The following is a 17,658-nucleotide window of genomic DNA, read 5'->3' as shown; positions in this document are numbered from 1 at the left end:
GTTGTTTGATCAACGGCCGTAAAGTCGCTTGTCGGTAAACTCATGCAATTGCAGCGGTCACGGCTTTCCACTGCGCCATGGCGCGGATGCGATGAATATGGGTGGCTAGGGCTGAGTGTCTCTGGTGCGGCGCGACGAAAAGATTTCGGACTGCTGAAAAGACCGAGATGAAACGTTGCAAACCTCCGACGGATCGAAAGCCCTGCATCATCCGCTCTCGTTTTCGAAGCGGCACGTGAGAATTCTCTGCGCGATTGTTAAGGCCCTTGTGCGATCGATGTTCGACAGCGGGCATCACGTCCCGTTTTGCCGCTCCGTATGAGCGCAGTTTGTCGGTGATGATGCGCTTCGGTGACAGGCCCTGCTTCTTCAGCAGCCTGACCAGCAATCTCTTGGCAGCCTTGGTATCGCGGCGGGTCTGGACGATCTCATCGAGAACGTAGCCGTCCTGGTCAACGGCGCGCCAAAGCCAATGTTTTTGACCGCCGATGGAAATCACGACCTCGTCCAGATGCCAGATACGCAGGCTCAACGGGAACCGGAAATACAGCCAGACCGCACGGGCGATGATCTGCGGTGGAAAGCGGTGGTTCTTGTAGCTGATGGTCGATGAGGTCATCTCAACCGAATTATCCGCCACCCGTTAAGTTGCCGACAACGTGACATCGCCTAGCCGACTTCGTGTTGATTCCAGTGACTGACGCCCAGGGTGGTGATCGCAATCAACGCGGCACCCACTGGTCGCTGCTGCTCCTTGATCGCCGCGATCGAAACAGGCCGATTGCCTATCACTACGACTCCCTCGGCGACTACCACGACGCCGCTGCCCAACGGGTCGCAGGGACGGTGGGAGCCGCCAGGGTGATCCGAATGGGGATGGCCCAGCAGCAGAACGGTCGTGATTGCGGCGTCTTTTTGTTGGAGGCGGCGCAGGCGCTGATTGGACAATTGATACGAGGACAGCCCCCGCGGGACCTCGACAACCTCGTCCCCGATCGGCGAGCACTCCAGGCCCGATTGCAGCGCTTGACCTGACAGCAGGGCAAGCCCACGACAACCGGATAGCAGAACCGATGGCACCGTAACGTTAACCGGGCATCGATCAAAATGTGGGATCTGGCGGCATGACCAGATTTTCCCGTGATACTCTTTATCGTCACCACCGATTTCCGGCGCAGGTGATTGCCCATGCCGTTTGGCGGGCCTGTCGCAAATTTTTGCGCTTAACGTATGTTGACCGTCGGAGGAGAAATTTCCGCTCCAAATGTTGTGGAGCGTGCGGATGATTCTGAATGCTATTGCCGAAAAGCTGAAACGGCAGTCGAAGGATGATTTCAAAGGTAGGCATTTCGAGGCATGGCTGATCGTACAGGCGGTCACCTGGTATTTGAGATATCCCCTGAGCTATCGAGATCTGGAAGAAATGTTCGAAGAGCGCGGCTTCGAGGTCGATCATAGCACGATCAACCGCTGGGTATTGAGCTATGCGCCGATGATCGAGAAGCGTCTTCGCCAGTTTCGCCGGCCGCATTGCGGATCGGTTCGGATTGACGAGACCTACGTTAATACCAGCGTGAGCGACCTGTGACTCTTTTTGAGGTTTCCAAATCAGTTGATTTCTGAATCAATACCGCAAACGGAGGTTTGCGGATGACATCAGGAATTCCACTGCGCGATGACTTCGACGGCTTCGCTCTTCGGGCGTTGGCCAAAGGCACGAAGGATGCAGCACAGGCTCGGCGGCTTCTTGCCCTTGCCGAAATCTATGATGGCCATTCCCGCAGCGATGCGGCCAGGATCGGAGGCGTGACCCTGCAAATTGTCCGCGAGTGGGTTATTCGCTTCAACGCGCGTGGCCCGTAGGGCTCATCAATGGCAAAGCACCCGGCAATCAAGGAAAGCTTTCCGACGTGCATCGCCAGGCTTTGGCAAAGATCGTCGAAAGTGGCCCGATACCGGCGGTGCATGGCGTTGTGCGCTGGCGGCGCAAGGATCTTGCTCAATGGCTGTTCCAAGAATATCAGATATCCGTCGATGAAACGACCATTGGCCGCGAATTGAAGGCGCTCGGCTTTGCAAAGCTGTCTGCCCGCCCGCGCCATTACGCCCAGAACGAAGGCGACCTGGAGAGTTTTAAAAAAACTTCCCCGCCACACTGGCAGCAATCAAAGGCAGGCTCCCGAAGAACGTCGAGATCGAGCTCTGGTGGGCCGACGAAGCTCGGATAGGCCAAAAGAACAAGATCACCCGGCGATGGGCACGCAAGGGAACAAGGCCTTCGGCACCACACGATCAACGCACGATGTGGACCTATATCTTCGGCGCTATCTGCCCCAAGAAGGGCAAAGGTGCGGGTCTCGTTCTTCCCTACTGCGACACCAGCGCCATGAACCATGCATTTGATCGAAATCAGCCAGGCCGTCGATGACGGCGCTCATGCCGTGCTGATCGTTGATCAGGCGGGGTGGCATGTCACGCCGAAGCTCGACGTGCCCAACAACATCACACTGCTCTTCCTGCCGCCACGATCGCCCGAATTAAATCCCGTCGAGAACGTGTGGCAATTTCTGCGTGACAACTGGTTGTCCAACCGGATCTTCAACGATTACGAGGACATCGTCGCCCATTGCTGCGACGCATGGAACAAGCTGGTCGCTCAGCCGTGGAAGATCATGTCGATTGGAATGCGTGACTGGGCGCACCGGTTTTGATTAGCGCTCGTTGGTATAAACCAAGGAGTGTCTTCTCGAAGTGCCGCCCAAATCGAGGCCCGTTTGCCCCTTTTAATATAGGTCCCCGCGCCCTGCTCGGGATTGGAAACACCCAGCCTCACCGCCTCAGAGTCTTGGATACGCCACACCTGCGTTCCGGACCCATCATTGTCCTGGCGAAGATAGTGCGTCGGCGGCTCCTCTTCTCTCGTTCCGTCGCTCATCCCGGGCCGCCCTCGACGTCATCGTTCCAATTCATATCTCTACACCACGCCGAAGCGCTCGCGCATTTCAGCGGTGCGTAACCACGTGTCACCGGGCAAGCGTTCGATGAATGCCGCGAAAACGCTGGTAAATGACTGGAGGGTCGTTTGGTCGGTCAGAGCTTCGGCCTGCTGTGTTGGAAGCAATGGCTGCATGTCGGTCAGAAAGCGCGGCCGGGCAAGCTTCGCGAACATCCGTTGCTCAGCCTGTGCCCGCGTGATGACCTGGCCCGAAAGTGCGACGTAGCGGCCAAAAAAGTCAGCCACTTTCTCCACATTCAGGCCCTCAAACGTCTCTAGGCCATGCGCCAGGTCATAGAGATCGCGACCCTTCTCCCGCTGCAGCAGCGCGCGCAGTTTGGTGGCCAACATTTCCTCACGGGAGAATGTCGGGACGGACGCATTCCCGATGAACCATGGATTGGTCACGCCGAACGGCAAGTCGATCGGCGGATCATACGCTTCGATCTCGCTGATGTTGGTTTCGACCTTGAGGCGGATGGGGACGCCGCCGCCGTCCTCGGCCTCAATCCGGAATTTCAACTTGGGTGCGACCGGACTTGACTCGTACTGACCGTGTCCAAGCCACGGCTCGAGGACGACACGCAAGGCGTCCAGGACCGGGCCGATCGGCCCGGCCTCTGTGCGCACGAGATCAATGTCTTCCGAGTAGCGCAGCGGAGCCGGGAAGTGCAGTTTATTGAGGGCTGTGCCGCCGCGAAACCTCAAGGCTTCGCGCAAGAAGGGGTCGGTGAATATCGCGACCACCGCCCGGCTGATAATCAGATCCTGTTCGATCTGACGTTGATCGGCCCAAGGCGCGACATTGCCCCACGCGACAATATTCTGAGCTGGTATCATTCATCGGCCTCCGGATAGCGGCGGACGATGACCCGCCAACGCGGGTCGCGCTCGAGCACTTCAGTAGAAAAGTCGGGATCGCCGGCTTCTTTGCGGTCCAGCTCCGTCCAGGGCAGGTTGCCGCGGTCTTCCAAGGCGGTACGCATCGACGCCAGGCGTGGGCCGTGACCCAGCCTGTCGAGAAGGTAGCCGAGGCGCTGCACGACCGGCCGTTCGGTGACGCGTGACAGGTTAGTCAGGCTTTCGAAATCAATCTGCGGCGCGATATCCCTGAGGACAGTGAAGATGTTATCAAGACCGCCGGCGCCACGAGAATACCGCAGAATGTCGAGCGCTGTGAGAGCTGGTGACGACACTCTCATCGAACCTGTCTCGGTTTTCTTGTCGACAACGCCCGCGGCGACGGTCTCCATATCCTTTCGGTAGTAGAAGACGACGCGGTTGCGACCGGCCCTGATCTTGGGGAGCCGTTTGGCCGCCACGACTTGAAACTCCATCACGGCCTGATGCGTTGCACCGTGCAGTTCGGCAGCCTTAAGCAGACCGACATAATAGGAATTCCCCTCATGGCGCATCAGCGCGTCAATGTACCAGGTTGGTGGCGGAGCGCCCAATGACATGAATTGTGGAGGGATGACGATATAGAAGTCGTGGCGCGGGTTGAGGAGTAGTTTTCGACGCTGCAAACGCTCGGCTGAGTCCAGGAACGCGCCACGATTGATGCCCAGCGCTTCGATCGCCTCTCGGCCATCAAAAACTACCCGCCCCTGGGAGAGCAAGTTTGATGTATAGGCGGAAAGCGCGGCCCGTTTATCGTGAATCATGTCCAATTATCCGCTCTATGCGCAGACATTGCAACACGCTTTGTTTTCATGGATGATTCATGTTCAAATATCCGCGATATATGCGGATTTTCCCACATGATTTCTCTCGATAGCTTGCAAATCCAGCCGTTGCGCGGACCTTCGCTTTGCACGCCGGAAGGGACTCCTGCCAAAGCGACGCTGCGCATGCCGAATTTCAATCCCCTGACCGCGGGCTATTTCCTGAGCCGTCAGACGCTCGTTCCCTGCACGACCCGATCGCCAACCTCTTTCACGTTCCCCGCCACGATGTTCCATCCACCCACCATCGAGAACTGCGAGCAACTGCCATGCAAGCATGGCGCCTAATCGCGCCCCTTCATGCCGAATGAACCAAAGCCTCACTCCCAGATCTTGTTTTCACAGCGTTAAGTTTAGAGTGCCGCATCATCAGGACGGCTCGGAAGAAGAACTGAGACACGCCTCATGCTGACATGCCGAGCCTGCGGCATCGAACCCTTGGCCTACTTGCGCCATCTTCTCGGCGAGTTGCCCCAGGGCGGAGCAGATGCCGACATCACCGATCTGCTGCCCTTCAACTTCACCAAACCCGCCGCTGCCTGAACCGATGCGACCGTCTGACAGCGACCAACGTCAAACTGGCCGCGTCAATGCGCATGGAAACGAGCGCTTACAGTAAATCTACTCATTTACCTCGCCCAGAAATGATTATAGCTGAATTGGTGTCTTCAATAACACTCGCCTCAGTTGGAGCTGGGCCAAGAAGCGGTCCAAACGATTGGAGGCACCGTAAACTTAACGCTGTGAAAACAAGATCTGGGAGTGAGGCTTTGGTTCATTCGGCATGAAGGCGCGCGATTAGGCGCCATGCTTGCATGGCAGTTGCTCGCAGTTCTCGATGGTGGGTGGATGGAATATCGTGGCGGGGAACGTTAAAGAGGTTGACGACCGGGTCGTGGATGGAAACGAAACGCTGAAGCTGTCGCGCTGACTTGAAGCGCTTCATGATCCTCTCCCGTCGTCGGACGGGTTTATGAGAGTTCTCCGCCCGATTGTTCAGGCCCTTGTGCGAGCGATGCTCGACGCCCGGCATGATCTCTCGCTTTGCTGCGCCGTAGGACTGCAGCTTGTCGGTGATCATCACACGCGGCGAACGGCCTTGGCCTCCTGCTGTTGCTTCAAATGGAGGTTACGATGAGGGAACAACGTTGGTGGACGCAGACGGCCCTCTTCCCCGGTGTGCTTGCTATCGCGACATCATGGATCATTCCTTCCCTCTTCCCTCCGTCGTTGTCGTCGTTAGCCGTTGACCTTGCACCATCTGGCGTGGGGTTGGCGGTTCTGGCTATCTCAAGCCTAGGACTTCCGCATTGGAAACGATTGGCTCTTGCCGTGTGCCGTCCGACCGTTTCCGAATTCTGATCTGGTCTGAGTGGTGGATAGGTATGTCTTCAGAACCCGAAAAGCATGTCTCCCAAAGTTCGGCCCGGACTGCGGCCCATATCTCAGCATCGGTGCATCAGCGTGTTGATTTCGAACTACGTCGGCTGGAGGGTGGCAAGTGGCGGCTTCGGGTCATTTCCCAGCAAGGGTTATATTGGATGAAATCCATGAACGTGGGCTCTGGCGAGGACGAGCTTCATCTTAACCTGATCGCCGCGAACGATTTTCTGAGAAGTGTTCGACGTCACGGCCTCAAGACGGAATACATCGGCCCCCTGGGTCGTTGTCTGCTGTGAGCCGGTCGGTGTCGCCATTGTTAAATAGGCCCGGAAGCATCCTCTACCGGGCGAGGACGGCATCTTATGCGTGGTCCATCGCTGAAATGAGATCAGGGAACTTTGCCATGTATGTCGCCAGCAGCAGGGGATCATTGTCCAGGACTGGAAACGGTCCGAGCGAATGCCGACACGGCGCGCCCGCTATGCCGGAATATACCATGAAGGGAGCGGACTATAGCCGCCAGTTTGCGGGTACCGTATTTCCGCGTTTGGGTGCGCAGGATCATACACATTACGACCCCAGCGATTTCGGCTACGTAGCCTATGAGGCTCGAGGCTATGCCATCCGCGGCGGCAATCATTTGTCTGGCACCCACATCACGGGAGCGACGAAGGCCAATTCCGTCGTGGACAAGAACCAGCGCGGCTGGGACCACGAAAACCTCTACCTCGTGGGTGGCGGCAGTATGCCGATCATCGGTACAGCCAATGTCACCTTGACGCTGGCCGCCATGTGCTTCCGAAGCAGTCGCGACATTCTGAAATATCTGCACTGAACGAAGACCAATATCCGGTACGCGGAACGAACTGCGGAACTCGACGCACGCGACACGAAGCCGGACTGTGCACCTAACTACATTCCAGGGAGCTTGAGGATGGATCCTTATGGCATTAAGACGCTCGATGAGCTGAAAGAGTTTCTCCACCGTGCGATGCAGCTCGAACATGCAACGATTCCGCCGTATCTGACGGCACTTTACTCGATTAAGCCCGGAGTAAACCGGGATGCGGCGCAAGTTCTTCGCGTGATCGTCGTGGAAGAAATGCTGCATTTGACCATTGCGGCCAATATCCTCAATGCCATCGGTGGCACGCCGGATCTTACTAGGCCAGATTTCGCGGTTAACTATCCCGCCTCGCTCCCTGACGGCGAGACCGACTTTAAGGTCAGCATACAGGCTTTCAGCCGTGAAGCCCTGGCGACATTCTTGAAAATCGAGCGGCCGGCCCGGCGCCCCGAACATCTCGCTGGCAAGGGCCGGATACAACGCAAGAACTCCCCGCATATCACAGCGCTCGGCAGTGATCCGAGGCACGAAGATCTCCATTTTTACAGTATTGGCGAGTTCTATTCGGCAATCGCAGACGGCATGAAATACTTAGAAGCCGAAGCGCGCCGGGCGGGCACAACGATTTTTATCGGCGAGACGTTTCGCCAGATTACCTCGGAACATTATTGTTCCGGCGGCGGTGCGTTGTTTCCCGTGACCGATCTGAAAAGCGCCCTCGAAGCCATAAAGCTCATCATGGAACAGGGCGAAGGTGACGGTGGCGGTATCTACGACGATGACGAGCACGAACTGGCCCATTACTATCGTTTCGATGAACTGGTGAAAGGCCGCTATTACCGGAAAGGTGATCAGGCCGACCACCCCACGGGTCCGCATTTGCAGGTCGACTGGGAAGGCGCTTATCCCATCAAACCGAACCTCAAGGTGGCGGAAATATCCGAAGGCTCGGAATTGCGTGAGGCGGCGGCCGACTTCAATACATGTTATGGCGAGTTTCTGGAGCTTTTGACGCGTGCCTATAATGGCCAGCCGAGCTTGCTGCTGGAAGCCGTTCCGATCATGTTCGAATTCCGCAATATAATCGTTGAACTGATCCGCAATCCCCTGCCGGGCCATCCCGGTAAGTACAGCAGCCCCACCTACGAGATTCCCCACAGTGCCAAACAGGCAGCTGTCACCGGGCAAGCGGAGGTGATCGCATGAGAAGACGAAGCTCAGGGTGACGAACTGGCCGGAGTATGAAGCAGGACTTCGTCGGCGTGGCAGCCTGACCTTGTGGCTGACACCGGAAGCCCTGTCCAAATGGTATGCTCCAAGACGCAAGACCCGCGGCGGCCAGCACCGTTATTCCGATCTAGCAATCGAGACCACCTTGACGCTGGGCCTGGTGTTTGGCTTGCGGCTTCGCCAGGCAGAAGGCTTGTTGGAATCGGTGCTGCAATTGATGGGCTTAGCGCTTGCCGTCCCCTATCACACCACGCTGAGCCGTCGGGCGCGCGCATGGCGATCTGCCGGGAAGCGGCCCGGAAATCAGGTTCCACCTGCCGGACCGTTGCTGCTCTGGTGGACAGCACCGGCCGGCAGGTTTACGGGGGAGTCAGCCGTTTCAAAGATCCCCATCCGTTCAGTTCCACATCCGTCCACCAACGCCCGAAAACATAAGACATCACTGTTCCTCTTCGCATTCAGATGGGAGATCGCACCACAGCCGAGCCGTACTCAATCGCGCGGGCCGGAGGCCCGTTCAATCCACAGGGACCGGCAATTTTAACAATGATTGCCGGTCGATCTTGCCTGTTCCGGTCTTCGGCAGTTCGGCGACATACTGAATGATGCGTGGGTATTTGTGGGGCATCAGAGTCGATTTCACGTAGTCGCGCAGGATGCGGGTTTGCACATCGCCGTGCACTGCGCCATCGCGCAATTTCACCACGGCCCGCAATGTCATACGGCGATCCTCCAATTCATGTGCGAGGATGGCGCACTCATGCACGTCGGGATGTTCGTTGAGGCAGCGTTCAACCTCCATCGGCCAGACCCATTGCCCGGAGACTTTGATCAAATCGTCGGTGCGACCCAGAAAGTAATAATAACCATCCCGCTCGACGAAACGGTCTCCGGTGGCCATCCAGTCTCCACGCATCGTCTCGCTCGTCTTGTCGGCGCGGTTCCAATAGCAAGGCGCGGAAGAATGGCCGCGGATGAGCATTGCGCCCTCCTCGCCCGGTTCTACCGGCTCACCATCTGGCGTGACGAGCCTGATTTCGTAGCCCGGAACGCGCGCGCCGGCGGCACCGATACGGTGATCGTCGAGTTGGTTGGAAAGATAGATGTGTAAAAGCTCGGTCGAACCCAGCCCTTCGGTCGGACGGTGCCCGGTAAGATGTTTCCAGGCATTGTAGACGTCTTCCGAGAGGATTTCGGCCGCCGACATCGATTGCCGCAGCGACGAGAGATCCCTTGTCTTGGCTGAACTTGCGCGAACTAGAGCAGTGTAGAGGGTCGGCAACCCAAAAATTACGGTTGGTTTGAACGTTTCGACCGTGTCCAGCACGGCCTCAGGCAACGGTTGCCCGGCCACCAGCAACGTCGTTGCGCCAATTGAGAAGGGGAAAGTAAACGAGTTCCCGAACCCGTAGGCGAAATAAATCTTCGGCGCCGAAAAACAGATATCTTCCTTGCTCAGTTTAAGGACATATTTTCCGAACGACGCTTGAGTATAGGCCATATCATGGTGAAGATGGACAATGCCCTTCGGTCGGCCCGTAGAGCCTGAGGAATACATCCAGAAGGCCATATCGTCCGGCCCCGTATCGGCGCAGGGCAATTCATCCGGCTGGCCGTTCAGAAAGTTAACCGCAGCGATCCTCTGTGTGCCGTCAGCGACTCCGTTGACAGTCACCACCTGAGCGACAGCTGTCCCATCGAGAACCTCCGCCCCGAATTTGTCCGCCAACGCCGCCTCGCAGAGCGCGATTCGGGCTCCGGTGTCCTTAAGATAAAAGTTAAGCGTATCGGGCGTCGTCTGAATGTTCAAAAGAACGGGGACAAAACCTGCTCGCACGGCCCCAAAGAAAGCTGCCGGACAGGCGGGCGTGTCATCGAGGAAGAAAGGGATGCGCTCCCCACGCTGCAGACCAGCGGCGATGAAGGCATTCCCCCAGCGCGAGGCCTCGGCCACAAGCTCCGCATAAGTCAGCGATCCGATGGGACCGATCACAGCGAGCTTATCGGGATTGCGGGCCAGATTGTCCCACAGAATAGACGAGCAGTTCGGATGTGCTGTCTTATCGAAGCCGATTTCGACCGCGCCTGGAACGTTGTCGCCAACCGGATCGCTGATCTTTTGCCCCTCACTCGCCTTCGATGCGTCATAGCGGGCCATGAATTGCGGCGTGATTTTGCGTAGTCGGTCCCTGTCCACCCGTCCCGAACGTGTCATATAGTCGAAGGCGAAATCCAGGGGCTCCATCCTCATCTTCGAAGCAAAGCCGTCATACCAGTTCGCAGATGTATTCGCGGCGTTGACAATTTTCCTCGCAATGGGGGACCTCTCCGCCTGATAGGCTGCTAGCGCTGCGTCCACGTCCTCATGGGCCGCGAGAGCGCTGACCAGCGCGATGGCATCCTCCATTGCCAAACGCGTGCCCGAACCGATCGAAAAATGCGCCGTATGCGCGGCGTCGCCCAACAGCACATGCCGCCCCGCTACCCATTTGTCGCACCATAGACGGGGGAACTGCCGCCACATCGACTTGTTGGCGATAAGCGGGGCGCCTTGGAGAATATCGCGGAAAATCTCCCCGCAGAGCCGAGCACTTCCTTCTTCACCGAGGGCACTGAAATTCCAAGCTTTGAAGGTGTCGTCGTCACATTCGACGATGAATGTGCTGCGATCCGGTGAAAAGCGGTAGCAGTGCGCATTGAGCGGGCCATGCTCCGTCTCCACGAAGCTCTGGGTCAGGGTGTCGAACGGGCGGGTCGTGCCGAACCACGCGAAGTGATTGCCCAAGACCTCCAAATGCGGCGCAAATTTTGATCCAAGGGACCGTCGCACGAGGGAATTCACCCCGTCCGCGCCGACGATCAGATCCGCTTTGAGTTCGTCGAGCGACTCCACGATGTGGGAAAAGCGAAACTCGACACCAAGCGCTTCTGCCCGCTTACGCAGGATCTCGATCAGTTCCAGGCGACCGATAGCGGAAAAACCGACCCCGTCTAAGACAACACTGCCCTTGGGCAGGTTGAGGGTCATGTTCTGCCAGCGCTCCATATGCGGCGTGACAAGGCTATGCGTTTCTGGATCGTGGCCCTTCAGGAAATCCAGCGCCTGATCTGAAAAAACAACACCGAAACCGAAAGTCGCTCCCTGCGGATTCTGTTCGCTGATCCGGACCCTGACATGCGGCAGCAGACGCCGCAAAAGAATTCCGGTGTAGAGCCCAGCAGGTCCACCACCAAGGATCTCGATCGTTGAACGTCCCATATTTCTCCTCCCAGGGGGCTTTGACAATGTGAGACAGAGCATAGTACGTGTTCAAAACAATGAACCAAGCTGATTTGTCCCAGAAGGTCACATTTGGGGACTGCGACCCAGCCCGAATCGTGTTTTATCCCAATTACTTCGCGTGGTTCGATCGCACTTTTCACAGCTGATTGCGGCCGCACGGAGGACATGGCGCCCTGGTCACTCGATTGGGAGCGATAGAGCTGGGCCTGATGCAGGTGTATCGCCCGAACGGATGATCGAGACGGCTTCGGCGGCGGAGACAATCTTGGTAGTGGACTTGCCAATTCCGCCCTTTCCATAGAATGCGATCTAACGCAGCCGCCATGCTTGGCGTTCCTTCATGTGTTCGAAGCAATGCGGTTATACCGCAACGCAGATGCGGAGGCCGTTCCGCTGGCTCGCAATAGCTCTCAAGATTCGTGCCAGACAGGCCGATTGAGCTGACCAATAATTATTTGCTGCTATTCCAGTTATGTGGGCAGAAAATACGCGATTGGGCGAAGATGAATGCTTGTCGCGAAGCCGACAAAAGTGACGACGATGTCATAAGTTGGATGTCGAGAATTTAGTTAATCAGGCCATCTGGAACTGCGACTTACGACCCGTGCGGGAAGAAATTAAGCGGAGATCGCATTGTCCTCAATTTTGGTAGAGGGGGAGTCCGATCGCCGATGTCTGTCGCAAAGCAGAAGCTCCTAATCGCGACCTTCTAAATTAGCGCAAAATATACCGGTCTGATGCTCTCACAAGTGAAGCGTCTACGCCATTTTGGAAGGGCGAACGTCAAGCAGGAGAACGTCGCGGAGCTATCGCTGAACAAGACCGTGCTGCAGGGGTGTCTCCTTCGTTCGTGCAAGCGTCATGGTTATCCAGGTGCCAGGCGCACGGCGAGAGCCTCGTGAGGTCACCACCACCAACGGGATGGTCCGCCCCCCCCGCGCAAGCCCTCGGCATCAGCAAGCAGGGAACCGCTATGTTCGGACTTTTATGCATGCCGCACAATCGTCCTTCGGAGATCCTGCTTTCGCCCAATTACAACGCACCGGCATAATGATGGACGAAACAGTCGATCAACATGCCGTAAATCCTGTGAAAAAACGGCTTCGTGCCCGAACTATCTATTGGGAACGGCGTGTGCGGATCTGTCATCATGACCTGCTGCAACAGCAATCCACGCGCGCAGGGCCGGATACATTTATGAAGCGGCAAGCGTCATTTGCGACGTCGCGGTCCCTTGCACGGGTGAGGCCGCCCAAACATTTTTTAGCCGATGACGCAGCAGGACGGCAACGTTATGCAGGGCACCAGATGCGGCACGAGGTTACCTCGTCCTGGTGAATGGGATCGCTCGCCGCGGCGCTTGATCGTCGTCAAATGATCCCACCGGAGACAGCGCTGTGGGGCAAGTAGGATCCTATCCCAAGGAGTTTAACGGCATAGCACTGGCCCACCAGTGTTTTCCGGTAGGGTCGGTTGTTGATGACAATCAACTTACGACATCGTCGTCACCTTTGTCGGCTCCGCGACATGCATTCTTCCTCCCCCCCAATCCCGTATTTTCCGCCCACGTCGCTGAAATAGCAGCAAATAATTGTCGTCAGCTCAATCGGCCGGCTTGGCACGAATCTTGAGAGCTATTGCAAGGCAGCGGGAGCGACCGGCGCCATCCACAGTGCGGCATAACCGCACCGAACACGTGAAGGAATACAAGCTATGGCATGCGCGACGACCAAGGAATTCACAGCAGCAATGAGATGAGCCCGACGGCGGTCAGGGAGGCATTCCGCATCGCCCAGGAGGAAAGACCGGGGCCAGTGCTTCTGAGCTTCCGGAAGCTATCGCTTCCGAAGAATGCCCAGGAGGTCGAAACGGTTCAATCGATGAGGAATCAAGATGACAAAGCGGAAGAGGGCGTTCTTCGTCAAGCGGGTCAGGGATGGCAAGAAGGGGTTCGCCAAGGCGGATTACGGCAAGAGGGAGGTCGCCATCGAGGATATCGGCAAGTCCAAGTGGAAGCCCAAAAAGTCTAAGCATAAAAGGAGCGGCGAAGGACACAAGATGGCACTCACCCTTCCACACAATCGGCGAACGCTTCTAACCGCGCCAATCTCCCTTTGCGCCCTATCGGGGCCGGCGCGCCCGGCTGATGTCATTGATCACGATAGGGTGCAGGGATTTCCCGACAGCACCTCCGGCTTCGTGTGGCACGAAACGCAACGGATGAAATGAAGGAAAGCAGACAACATGACAGATCTAATAGCGTCCATTATGAGCATAGTTCTCGCCTCAACGTTGGTTGGCGCGCAGAGCGAGAGTTCAATCATTGCTGACAGTGCCACCAATGCCATCGCATGGGACGGGGCGAAGGCTGGCCTGCAAACCCAAAACGGCCCGGTGCAGCCGGGCGACGAGCCCGTCGCATTATCGATTTCCACCCGCTGCGAGACGACGGCAAAATTTGGCTCCAATGATCCGGATGATCCAGTCGACGGCACCGTCAACCAGACCATCACCGAGTGGTTGGCGGCCGGCAACAAGGCCGATTGGAAATCCGACTTCGGTCTGGACAGCCCCGCTCTCGGCGACGCAGAAGACGAAATTGAAAGCGCCGGCTACGGCAAGGATCTCTTCCTGACCGGACTCGAGACCAAGGCCCGCGGCATCGATCCACATCGAAAGCAAATACTACCCCACCGCGGCATGTTCGATAATTCCGAGGGCATTCTCGAAAACACCATTTCAGCCGCCGCCAACGCGTTCAAGTACGGTTTCCATGGTGTCGAACTCGATCTTCGCGCTGATAAGAACGGCCATGCCTGGATGATGCACGACACAACGCTCGGGCGGGTTACCGGCGATCCGAACAATTGCCTGATTTCGGATGTCTCTACCGAGGAAATCAAGAACATGAACCTCTCGATATGGAATCCCATCACTAGTAGCCGCACGCTGGCACTTGACCGCAACGGCAATCCCCAAAAAATGGAGGACCTGCAGAGTATCATCGATTACATTCGTGAGAAAAAAAGAAACGGCGACGAGTTCAACGTCCTCATTGACCCCAAGGACGAAGGGTCGACGATCGCAGCAATCAAGATGCTCTCGGCGCCTGAGAATGCTGACGTACGGAGCCGCCTCGGCATCAAGATCTATTCGACCTATGTGCCCACTACCGATCGCGTCATTGCCAAATGGGACAAGAAGACCACCAATGTACTTGATGCGCTGGAGCAGGCCAATGTCGCCGTCCAACCGGACAACAAGCTCAACCTGATCCCCGTTCTCGTCACGGTCGAAGGGGTCCAGTCTTCTCACATCAAAGACGATTCAGTGACCCAGGCTGGCGATTGGCTGACCTCCTTCGACAAGCTGGGCGACCTGACCATGGTGCAAATCTCCCGCCTCAAGGGAACCGCTACCTTCGACGAGATGAACCAGGTGACCAAGTCATTCCGGGCAGCGGGTGAAACATTCGCCAACACGCCTCTCACGATGTCCTATATCTCCGAAGCCTTCTCCGTGAACGGTCAGAAGTTTTACTACAGCCATCAGGGCGTGCCGATCACCCTGCCCGGACGTCCCGACATGGATTTCCGTGCCACTTTCGGGGCGCTTGAGCCCTACGCCGATGTGCTGGTGGCCGACAATCCTTATCTGGAGACGCTCTATGCCGCTGGCTTTATCACCGAAGGCAATCATGCGGACTACTCTTTTCCGATCGATGCCCACTACAACCCGGCATCCATAATCGACGCACCGAAGGATATCATTGGCAAGCCAAGCTGGATGAGAAAGTCCACGCCGGCGTCTGGTCGATAACCACACCAACTGAACTGGATGTGGCCGAGTTCCTGGCCGCGCCTTGGGATGCGACGGCCAGCGGCGATGACAGCGAAGGCGCCTTGCCGATGCACCAGCTTCGGATCCTTGACGATATGGAACAGCGGCACTTCGCTGGCGCGGCGGAAGAAGGAAAAGGCAGCGTGAGCCGAAATGCGGCCGCCGGAACTGGCGAAGCCGCTTTTCGATCATCGGCGCCTAGGCCAGAACCCAACGGTTGACGGTGCTATGATCGACCTCGAAGCCACGTTCCCGGAACATCTCCTCAAGATCCCGATAGTTGAGTGGATAACCCAAATACCAGGCAACCGCCTGCACATCGGCCATGCCTCGAAATGCCGGCCATTGAAATCATCCTTCGATTGCCGCTTCAACTTTTCGGCAATAGCATTCAGAATCATAGGCTCGCTCCACAACTTTCGGAGCGGCATCTCTCTTCCCATGGTCAACATACCGTTGAGCGCCAAAATTTGCGACAGGCCCATGCGCAGCCTTCCTTCGAACGATCGGCTGGGCTTCCGGCCATGTAATACGCCGTCGAAATGTCGCTGAGTACTCTGCGCACGCCGCGCACGCTCTCCGCGGTGACCTTCGCTGCTTCCCTTTTCGACGGACACGCCATCCTTCCGCGCAAGGTCACCTCGCCATTGAGAACCGTCACCTTCACGACATCGTACGTCAGTCCGAGTTCCAGTTCCAAGCGCATTCTAACTGCAGTGGAAAGGGCGCCGTCGCCGATAGGAATGACGGTGTTTGCGGGCATAGACTCTTCCTCCGTTGCGACGGCGAGATCCTATGTCTGGTTTGCCGTTGCGGCGTTGATGCAGATCAACTGGCGGCCACGCCGCAAGCCAATCTCCGCGGCGGTCCCACGGTCGAAGGTGATTGAGCGGCGCGCGAGGTGCGGTGCCGGCGCTGTCACGTTGTTTGAATGTGGCCACGTGAGGCCGAGCCTGCGCTTTTCAGGCAGGCCGTGCACTCACGGCTTCCCACGCGGCCATTGCCTGGCGTCGATAGAGGTTTCGGACGGCGGAGAAGATCGACACGAAAGGTTGCAATGAGCCAACCGACCGGAAACCCTGTCGCGTTCGCTCCCGTTTTCTCAACGGCAGGTGAGAATTCTCCGCCCGGTTGTTCAAGCCATTATGCGAGCGGTGTTCCACGTTCGGCATGACCTGGCGTTTGGCCGCCCCGTAGGAGCGCAATTTGTCGGTGATCATACGCTTTGGCGGCATGCCCTGCTTCTTCAGAAGTCGCGTCAGCAGGCGCTTGGCCGCCTTGGTGTTACGGCGCGTCTGGACGATCTCGTCGAGCACATATCCCTCCTGATCAACCGCTCTCCACAACCAGCATTTCTGACCGTTGATGCGCACCACGACTTCATCGAAGTGCCAGACATCCCCTTTCGTCGGCGCCTTGCGGCGTATGCGGCGCGCTAATCAAGGCCATGCTTTCGGCACCATCGGCGGATGGTCTCCTAGGAAACGACGATCCCGAAATCGAGCAGCATTTCCTCGACATCGCGCAGGCGCAGATTAAAGCGAAAGTAGAGCCAGACAGCACGGGCTACGATTTCGATCGGATAGCGGTGGTTCTTGTAGGTCGGTGCACTCACGGTCATGGGTGCGCTGCTACCTCAATTTCCTTACCGCTCAATCAATGTGACAGTGCCCTCTCATCAACCCGTCCGACGGCGAGAGAGGATCATGAAGCGCTTCTAGTCAGCGCGACATCTTCAGCGTTTCGTTTCCGTACCGACCCGAACGCCAACCTCTTTAACGTTCCCCGCCACGATACTCCATCCACCCACCATCGAGAACTGCGAGCAACTGCCATGCAAGCATGGCGCCTAATCGCGCCCCTTCATGCCGAATGAACCAAAGCCTCACTCCCAGATCTTGTTTTCACAGCGTTAAGTTTAGAGTGCCCGCCGAGCCGTTCGCGCAGGTCACGCCAGCGACCGCCGGAACGGGCGGTCCACAACAGCGCGTCCAGGAACAGCCGGTTGTTCGTGCGCGGGCGCGCGTTTGCCCTTCGTGCCGCCCGGCACACAATCCTTGATCCGTTCCCACTGGTCATCCCGAAGCGCATCACAATCCACGGCCGATCTCCAAAAGTCAGCCTTGAATCTGATTTGCGCCTCCGGCGGAATCCCACATCGTTAAATCGTCACCACGACCTAATTCGGTCGAAGCCTTTTGGTCGCAATCAGCATGACGAGATCTTCGGAGGCATCTGCGAGCGCCAGTGCCAATTCCGCAGCCGACCATCCACGTTTCTGCAAACTGACGAGCATTTCCACCATCGCGACTTCGACTTCTCGTCTGCAGCTCGAAATCGGCTTCAATTCCATATG

The 17,658-nt window shown here is 57.2% G+C and carries 10 protein-coding genes and 13 pseudogenes; 13 read left to right on the top strand and 10 right to left on the bottom strand.

Annotation, left to right across the window (positions count from 1 at the left end; genetic code table 11):
• Positions 1–40: 40 nt before the first annotated feature.
• A pseudogene (locus AC1D2N_RS35400) lies at positions 41–666 on the bottom strand (IS6 family transposase).
• Between the two features lie 15 nt (positions 667–681).
• Here AC1D2N_RS35400 and AC1D2N_RS35395 point away from each other — a divergent pair.
• The 4 genes and pseudogenes from AC1D2N_RS35395 (at position 682) to AC1D2N_RS35380 (ending at position 2,711) form a co-directional block, all read left to right on the top strand.
• Complete coding sequence (locus AC1D2N_RS35395; protein WP_081295698.1) at positions 682–1,035, top strand: Ulp1 family isopeptidase; 354 nt, start codon at positions 682–684, stop codon at positions 1,033–1,035.
• 89 nt (positions 1,036–1,124) lie between these two features.
• Positions 1,125–1,238: pseudogene (locus AC1D2N_RS35390) on the top strand (IS6 family transposase); the annotation flags it as partial.
• A 44-nt stretch (positions 1,239–1,282) separates the two neighbouring features.
• Positions 1,283–1,564: pseudogene (locus tag AC1D2N_RS35385) on the top strand (IS6 family transposase); the annotation flags it as partial.
• A gap of 86 nt (positions 1,565–1,650) precedes the next feature.
• Positions 1,651–2,711 (top strand): annotated as a pseudogene (locus AC1D2N_RS35380) (IS630 family transposase).
• A gap of 263 nt (positions 2,712–2,974) precedes the next feature.
• Here the strand turns inward: AC1D2N_RS35380 and AC1D2N_RS35375 are convergent.
• Positions 2,975–3,835: a nucleotidyl transferase AbiEii/AbiGii toxin family protein gene (locus tag AC1D2N_RS35375; protein WP_065277634.1), complete on the bottom strand. Its 861-nt coding sequence runs from the start codon at positions 3,833–3,835 to the stop codon at positions 2,975–2,977.
• A complete protein-coding gene (locus AC1D2N_RS35370; protein ID WP_017969035.1) occupies positions 3,832–4,659 on the bottom strand; it encodes a type IV toxin-antitoxin system AbiEi family antitoxin domain-containing protein in 828 nt (275 codons plus the stop codon). Before AC1D2N_RS35370 ends, AC1D2N_RS35375 begins: the two co-directional genes overlap by 4 nt.
• A gap of 242 nt (positions 4,660–4,901) precedes the next feature.
• Here AC1D2N_RS35370 and AC1D2N_RS35365 point away from each other — a divergent pair.
• A pseudogene (locus AC1D2N_RS35365) lies at positions 4,902–5,030 on the top strand (IS6 family transposase); the annotation flags it as partial.
• Positions 5,031–5,121: 91 nt separating this feature from the next.
• Positions 5,122–5,262 (top strand): annotated as a pseudogene (locus AC1D2N_RS35360) (transposase domain-containing protein); the annotation flags it as partial.
• A 232-nt stretch (positions 5,263–5,494) separates the two neighbouring features.
• On the opposite strand, the pseudogene AC1D2N_RS35355 reads toward AC1D2N_RS35360, so the two are convergent.
• A pseudogene (locus tag AC1D2N_RS35355) lies at positions 5,495–5,821 on the bottom strand (DDE-type integrase/transposase/recombinase); the annotation flags it as partial.
• Positions 5,822–6,104: 283 nt separating this feature from the next.
• On the opposite strand from AC1D2N_RS35355, the gene AC1D2N_RS35350 reads away from it, so the two are divergent.
• From AC1D2N_RS35350 to AC1D2N_RS35335, 4 genes and pseudogenes are all read left to right on the top strand, one after another.
• Complete coding sequence (locus AC1D2N_RS35350; protein ID WP_017969039.1) at positions 6,105–6,398, top strand: hypothetical protein; 294 nt, start codon at positions 6,105–6,107, stop codon at positions 6,396–6,398.
• A gap of 200 nt (positions 6,399–6,598) precedes the next feature.
• Positions 6,599–6,937 carry a GMC oxidoreductase gene (locus AC1D2N_RS35345; protein ID WP_245268479.1) on the top strand — a complete coding sequence of 113 codons (339 nt, stop codon included), beginning with the start codon at positions 6,599–6,601 and terminating at the stop codon, positions 6,935–6,937.
• 99 nt (positions 6,938–7,036) lie between these two features.
• Positions 7,037–8,155 carry a ferritin-like domain-containing protein gene (locus tag AC1D2N_RS35340; RefSeq protein ID WP_065277632.1) on the top strand — a complete coding sequence of 373 codons (1,119 nt, stop codon included), beginning with the start codon at positions 7,037–7,039 and terminating at the stop codon, positions 8,153–8,155.
• A gap of 16 nt (positions 8,156–8,171) precedes the next feature.
• Positions 8,172–8,584 (top strand): annotated as a pseudogene (locus AC1D2N_RS35335) (transposase); the annotation flags it as partial.
• Between the two features lie 112 nt (positions 8,585–8,696).
• Here AC1D2N_RS35335 and AC1D2N_RS35330 read toward each other — a convergent pair.
• Positions 8,697–11,438 (bottom strand): benzoate-CoA ligase family protein, encoded by a 2,742-nt coding sequence (locus AC1D2N_RS35330; protein WP_065277631.1) that lies wholly within the window; start codon positions 11,436–11,438, stop codon positions 8,697–8,699.
• A gap of 1,917 nt (positions 11,439–13,355) precedes the next feature.
• Between AC1D2N_RS35330 and AC1D2N_RS35325 the strand changes: the two genes are divergently transcribed.
• Together AC1D2N_RS35325 and AC1D2N_RS35320 are read left to right on the top strand one after the other, a co-directional pair.
• Complete coding sequence (locus AC1D2N_RS35325) at positions 13,356–13,691, top strand: hypothetical protein (protein ID WP_065277630.1); 336 nt, start codon at positions 13,356–13,358, stop codon at positions 13,689–13,691.
• A 15-nt stretch (positions 13,692–13,706) separates the two neighbouring features.
• Positions 13,707–15,281, top strand: a complete 1,575-nt coding sequence (locus AC1D2N_RS35320) for a glycerophosphodiester phosphodiesterase family protein (protein WP_080635762.1) — start codon at positions 13,707–13,709, stop codon at positions 15,279–15,281.
• Between the two features lie 17 nt (positions 15,282–15,298).
• Here AC1D2N_RS35320 and AC1D2N_RS35315 read toward each other — a convergent pair.
• From AC1D2N_RS35315 to AC1D2N_RS35300, 4 genes and pseudogenes are all read right to left on the bottom strand, one after another.
• Positions 15,299–15,445, bottom strand: a pseudogene (locus tag AC1D2N_RS35315) (DUF2794 domain-containing protein); the annotation flags it as partial.
• Between the two features lie 58 nt (positions 15,446–15,503).
• Positions 15,504–15,703: pseudogene (locus AC1D2N_RS35310) on the bottom strand (IS6 family transposase); the annotation flags it as partial.
• Between the two features lie 44 nt (positions 15,704–15,747).
• The gene (locus AC1D2N_RS35305) at positions 15,748–16,065 is read right to left on the bottom strand and encodes a BON domain-containing protein (protein WP_017969047.1); all 318 of its coding nucleotides are present in this window, start codon (positions 16,063–16,065) and stop codon (positions 15,748–15,750) included.
• 199 nt (positions 16,066–16,264) lie between these two features.
• Positions 16,265–16,923: pseudogene (locus AC1D2N_RS35300) on the bottom strand (IS6 family transposase).
• Positions 16,924–16,975: 52 nt separating this feature from the next.
• Between AC1D2N_RS35300 and AC1D2N_RS35295 the strand changes: the two are divergent.
• A pseudogene (locus AC1D2N_RS35295) lies at positions 16,976–17,178 on the top strand (IS6 family transposase); the annotation flags it as partial.
• Between the two features lie 53 nt (positions 17,179–17,231).
• On the opposite strand, the pseudogene AC1D2N_RS35290 reads toward AC1D2N_RS35295, so the two are convergent.
• Positions 17,232–17,403 (bottom strand): annotated as a pseudogene (locus tag AC1D2N_RS35290) (transposase); the annotation flags it as partial.
• Positions 17,404–17,658: the final 255 nt, after the last annotated feature.

Source organism: Rhizobium sp. P1_B8 (assembly GCF_056406515.1).
This window is presented reverse-complemented; position numbering and strand designations above follow the sequence as displayed.

Excerpts from the sequence above, each read along its gene's own strand:
- AC1D2N_RS35340 (WP_065277632.1), top strand. The coding sequence starts at position 7,037 with ATGGATCCTTATGGCATTAAGACGCTCGATGAGCTGAAAGAGTTTCTC.
- AC1D2N_RS35350 (WP_017969039.1), top strand. The coding sequence starts at position 6,105 with ATGTCTTCAGAACCCGAAAAGCATGTCTCCCAAAGTTCGGCCCGGACT.
- AC1D2N_RS35375 (WP_065277634.1), bottom strand. The coding sequence starts at position 3,835 with ATGATACCAGCTCAGAATATTGTCGCGTGGGGCAATGTCGCGCCTTGG.
- AC1D2N_RS35330 (WP_065277631.1), bottom strand. The coding sequence starts at position 11,438 with ATGGGACGTTCAACGATCGAGATCCTTGGTGGTGGACCTGCTGGGCTC.
- AC1D2N_RS35345 (WP_245268479.1), top strand. The coding sequence starts at position 6,599 with ATGAAGGGAGCGGACTATAGCCGCCAGTTTGCGGGTACCGTATTTCCG.
- AC1D2N_RS35325 (WP_065277630.1), top strand. The coding sequence starts at position 13,356 with ATGACAAAGCGGAAGAGGGCGTTCTTCGTCAAGCGGGTCAGGGATGGC.
- AC1D2N_RS35305 (WP_017969047.1), bottom strand. The coding sequence starts at position 16,065 with ATGCCCGCAAACACCGTCATTCCTATCGGCGACGGCGCCCTTTCCACT.
- AC1D2N_RS35370 (WP_017969035.1), bottom strand. The coding sequence starts at position 4,659 with ATGATTCACGATAAACGGGCCGCGCTTTCCGCCTATACATCAAACTTG.
- AC1D2N_RS35320 (WP_080635762.1), top strand. The coding sequence starts at position 13,707 with ATGACAGATCTAATAGCGTCCATTATGAGCATAGTTCTCGCCTCAACG.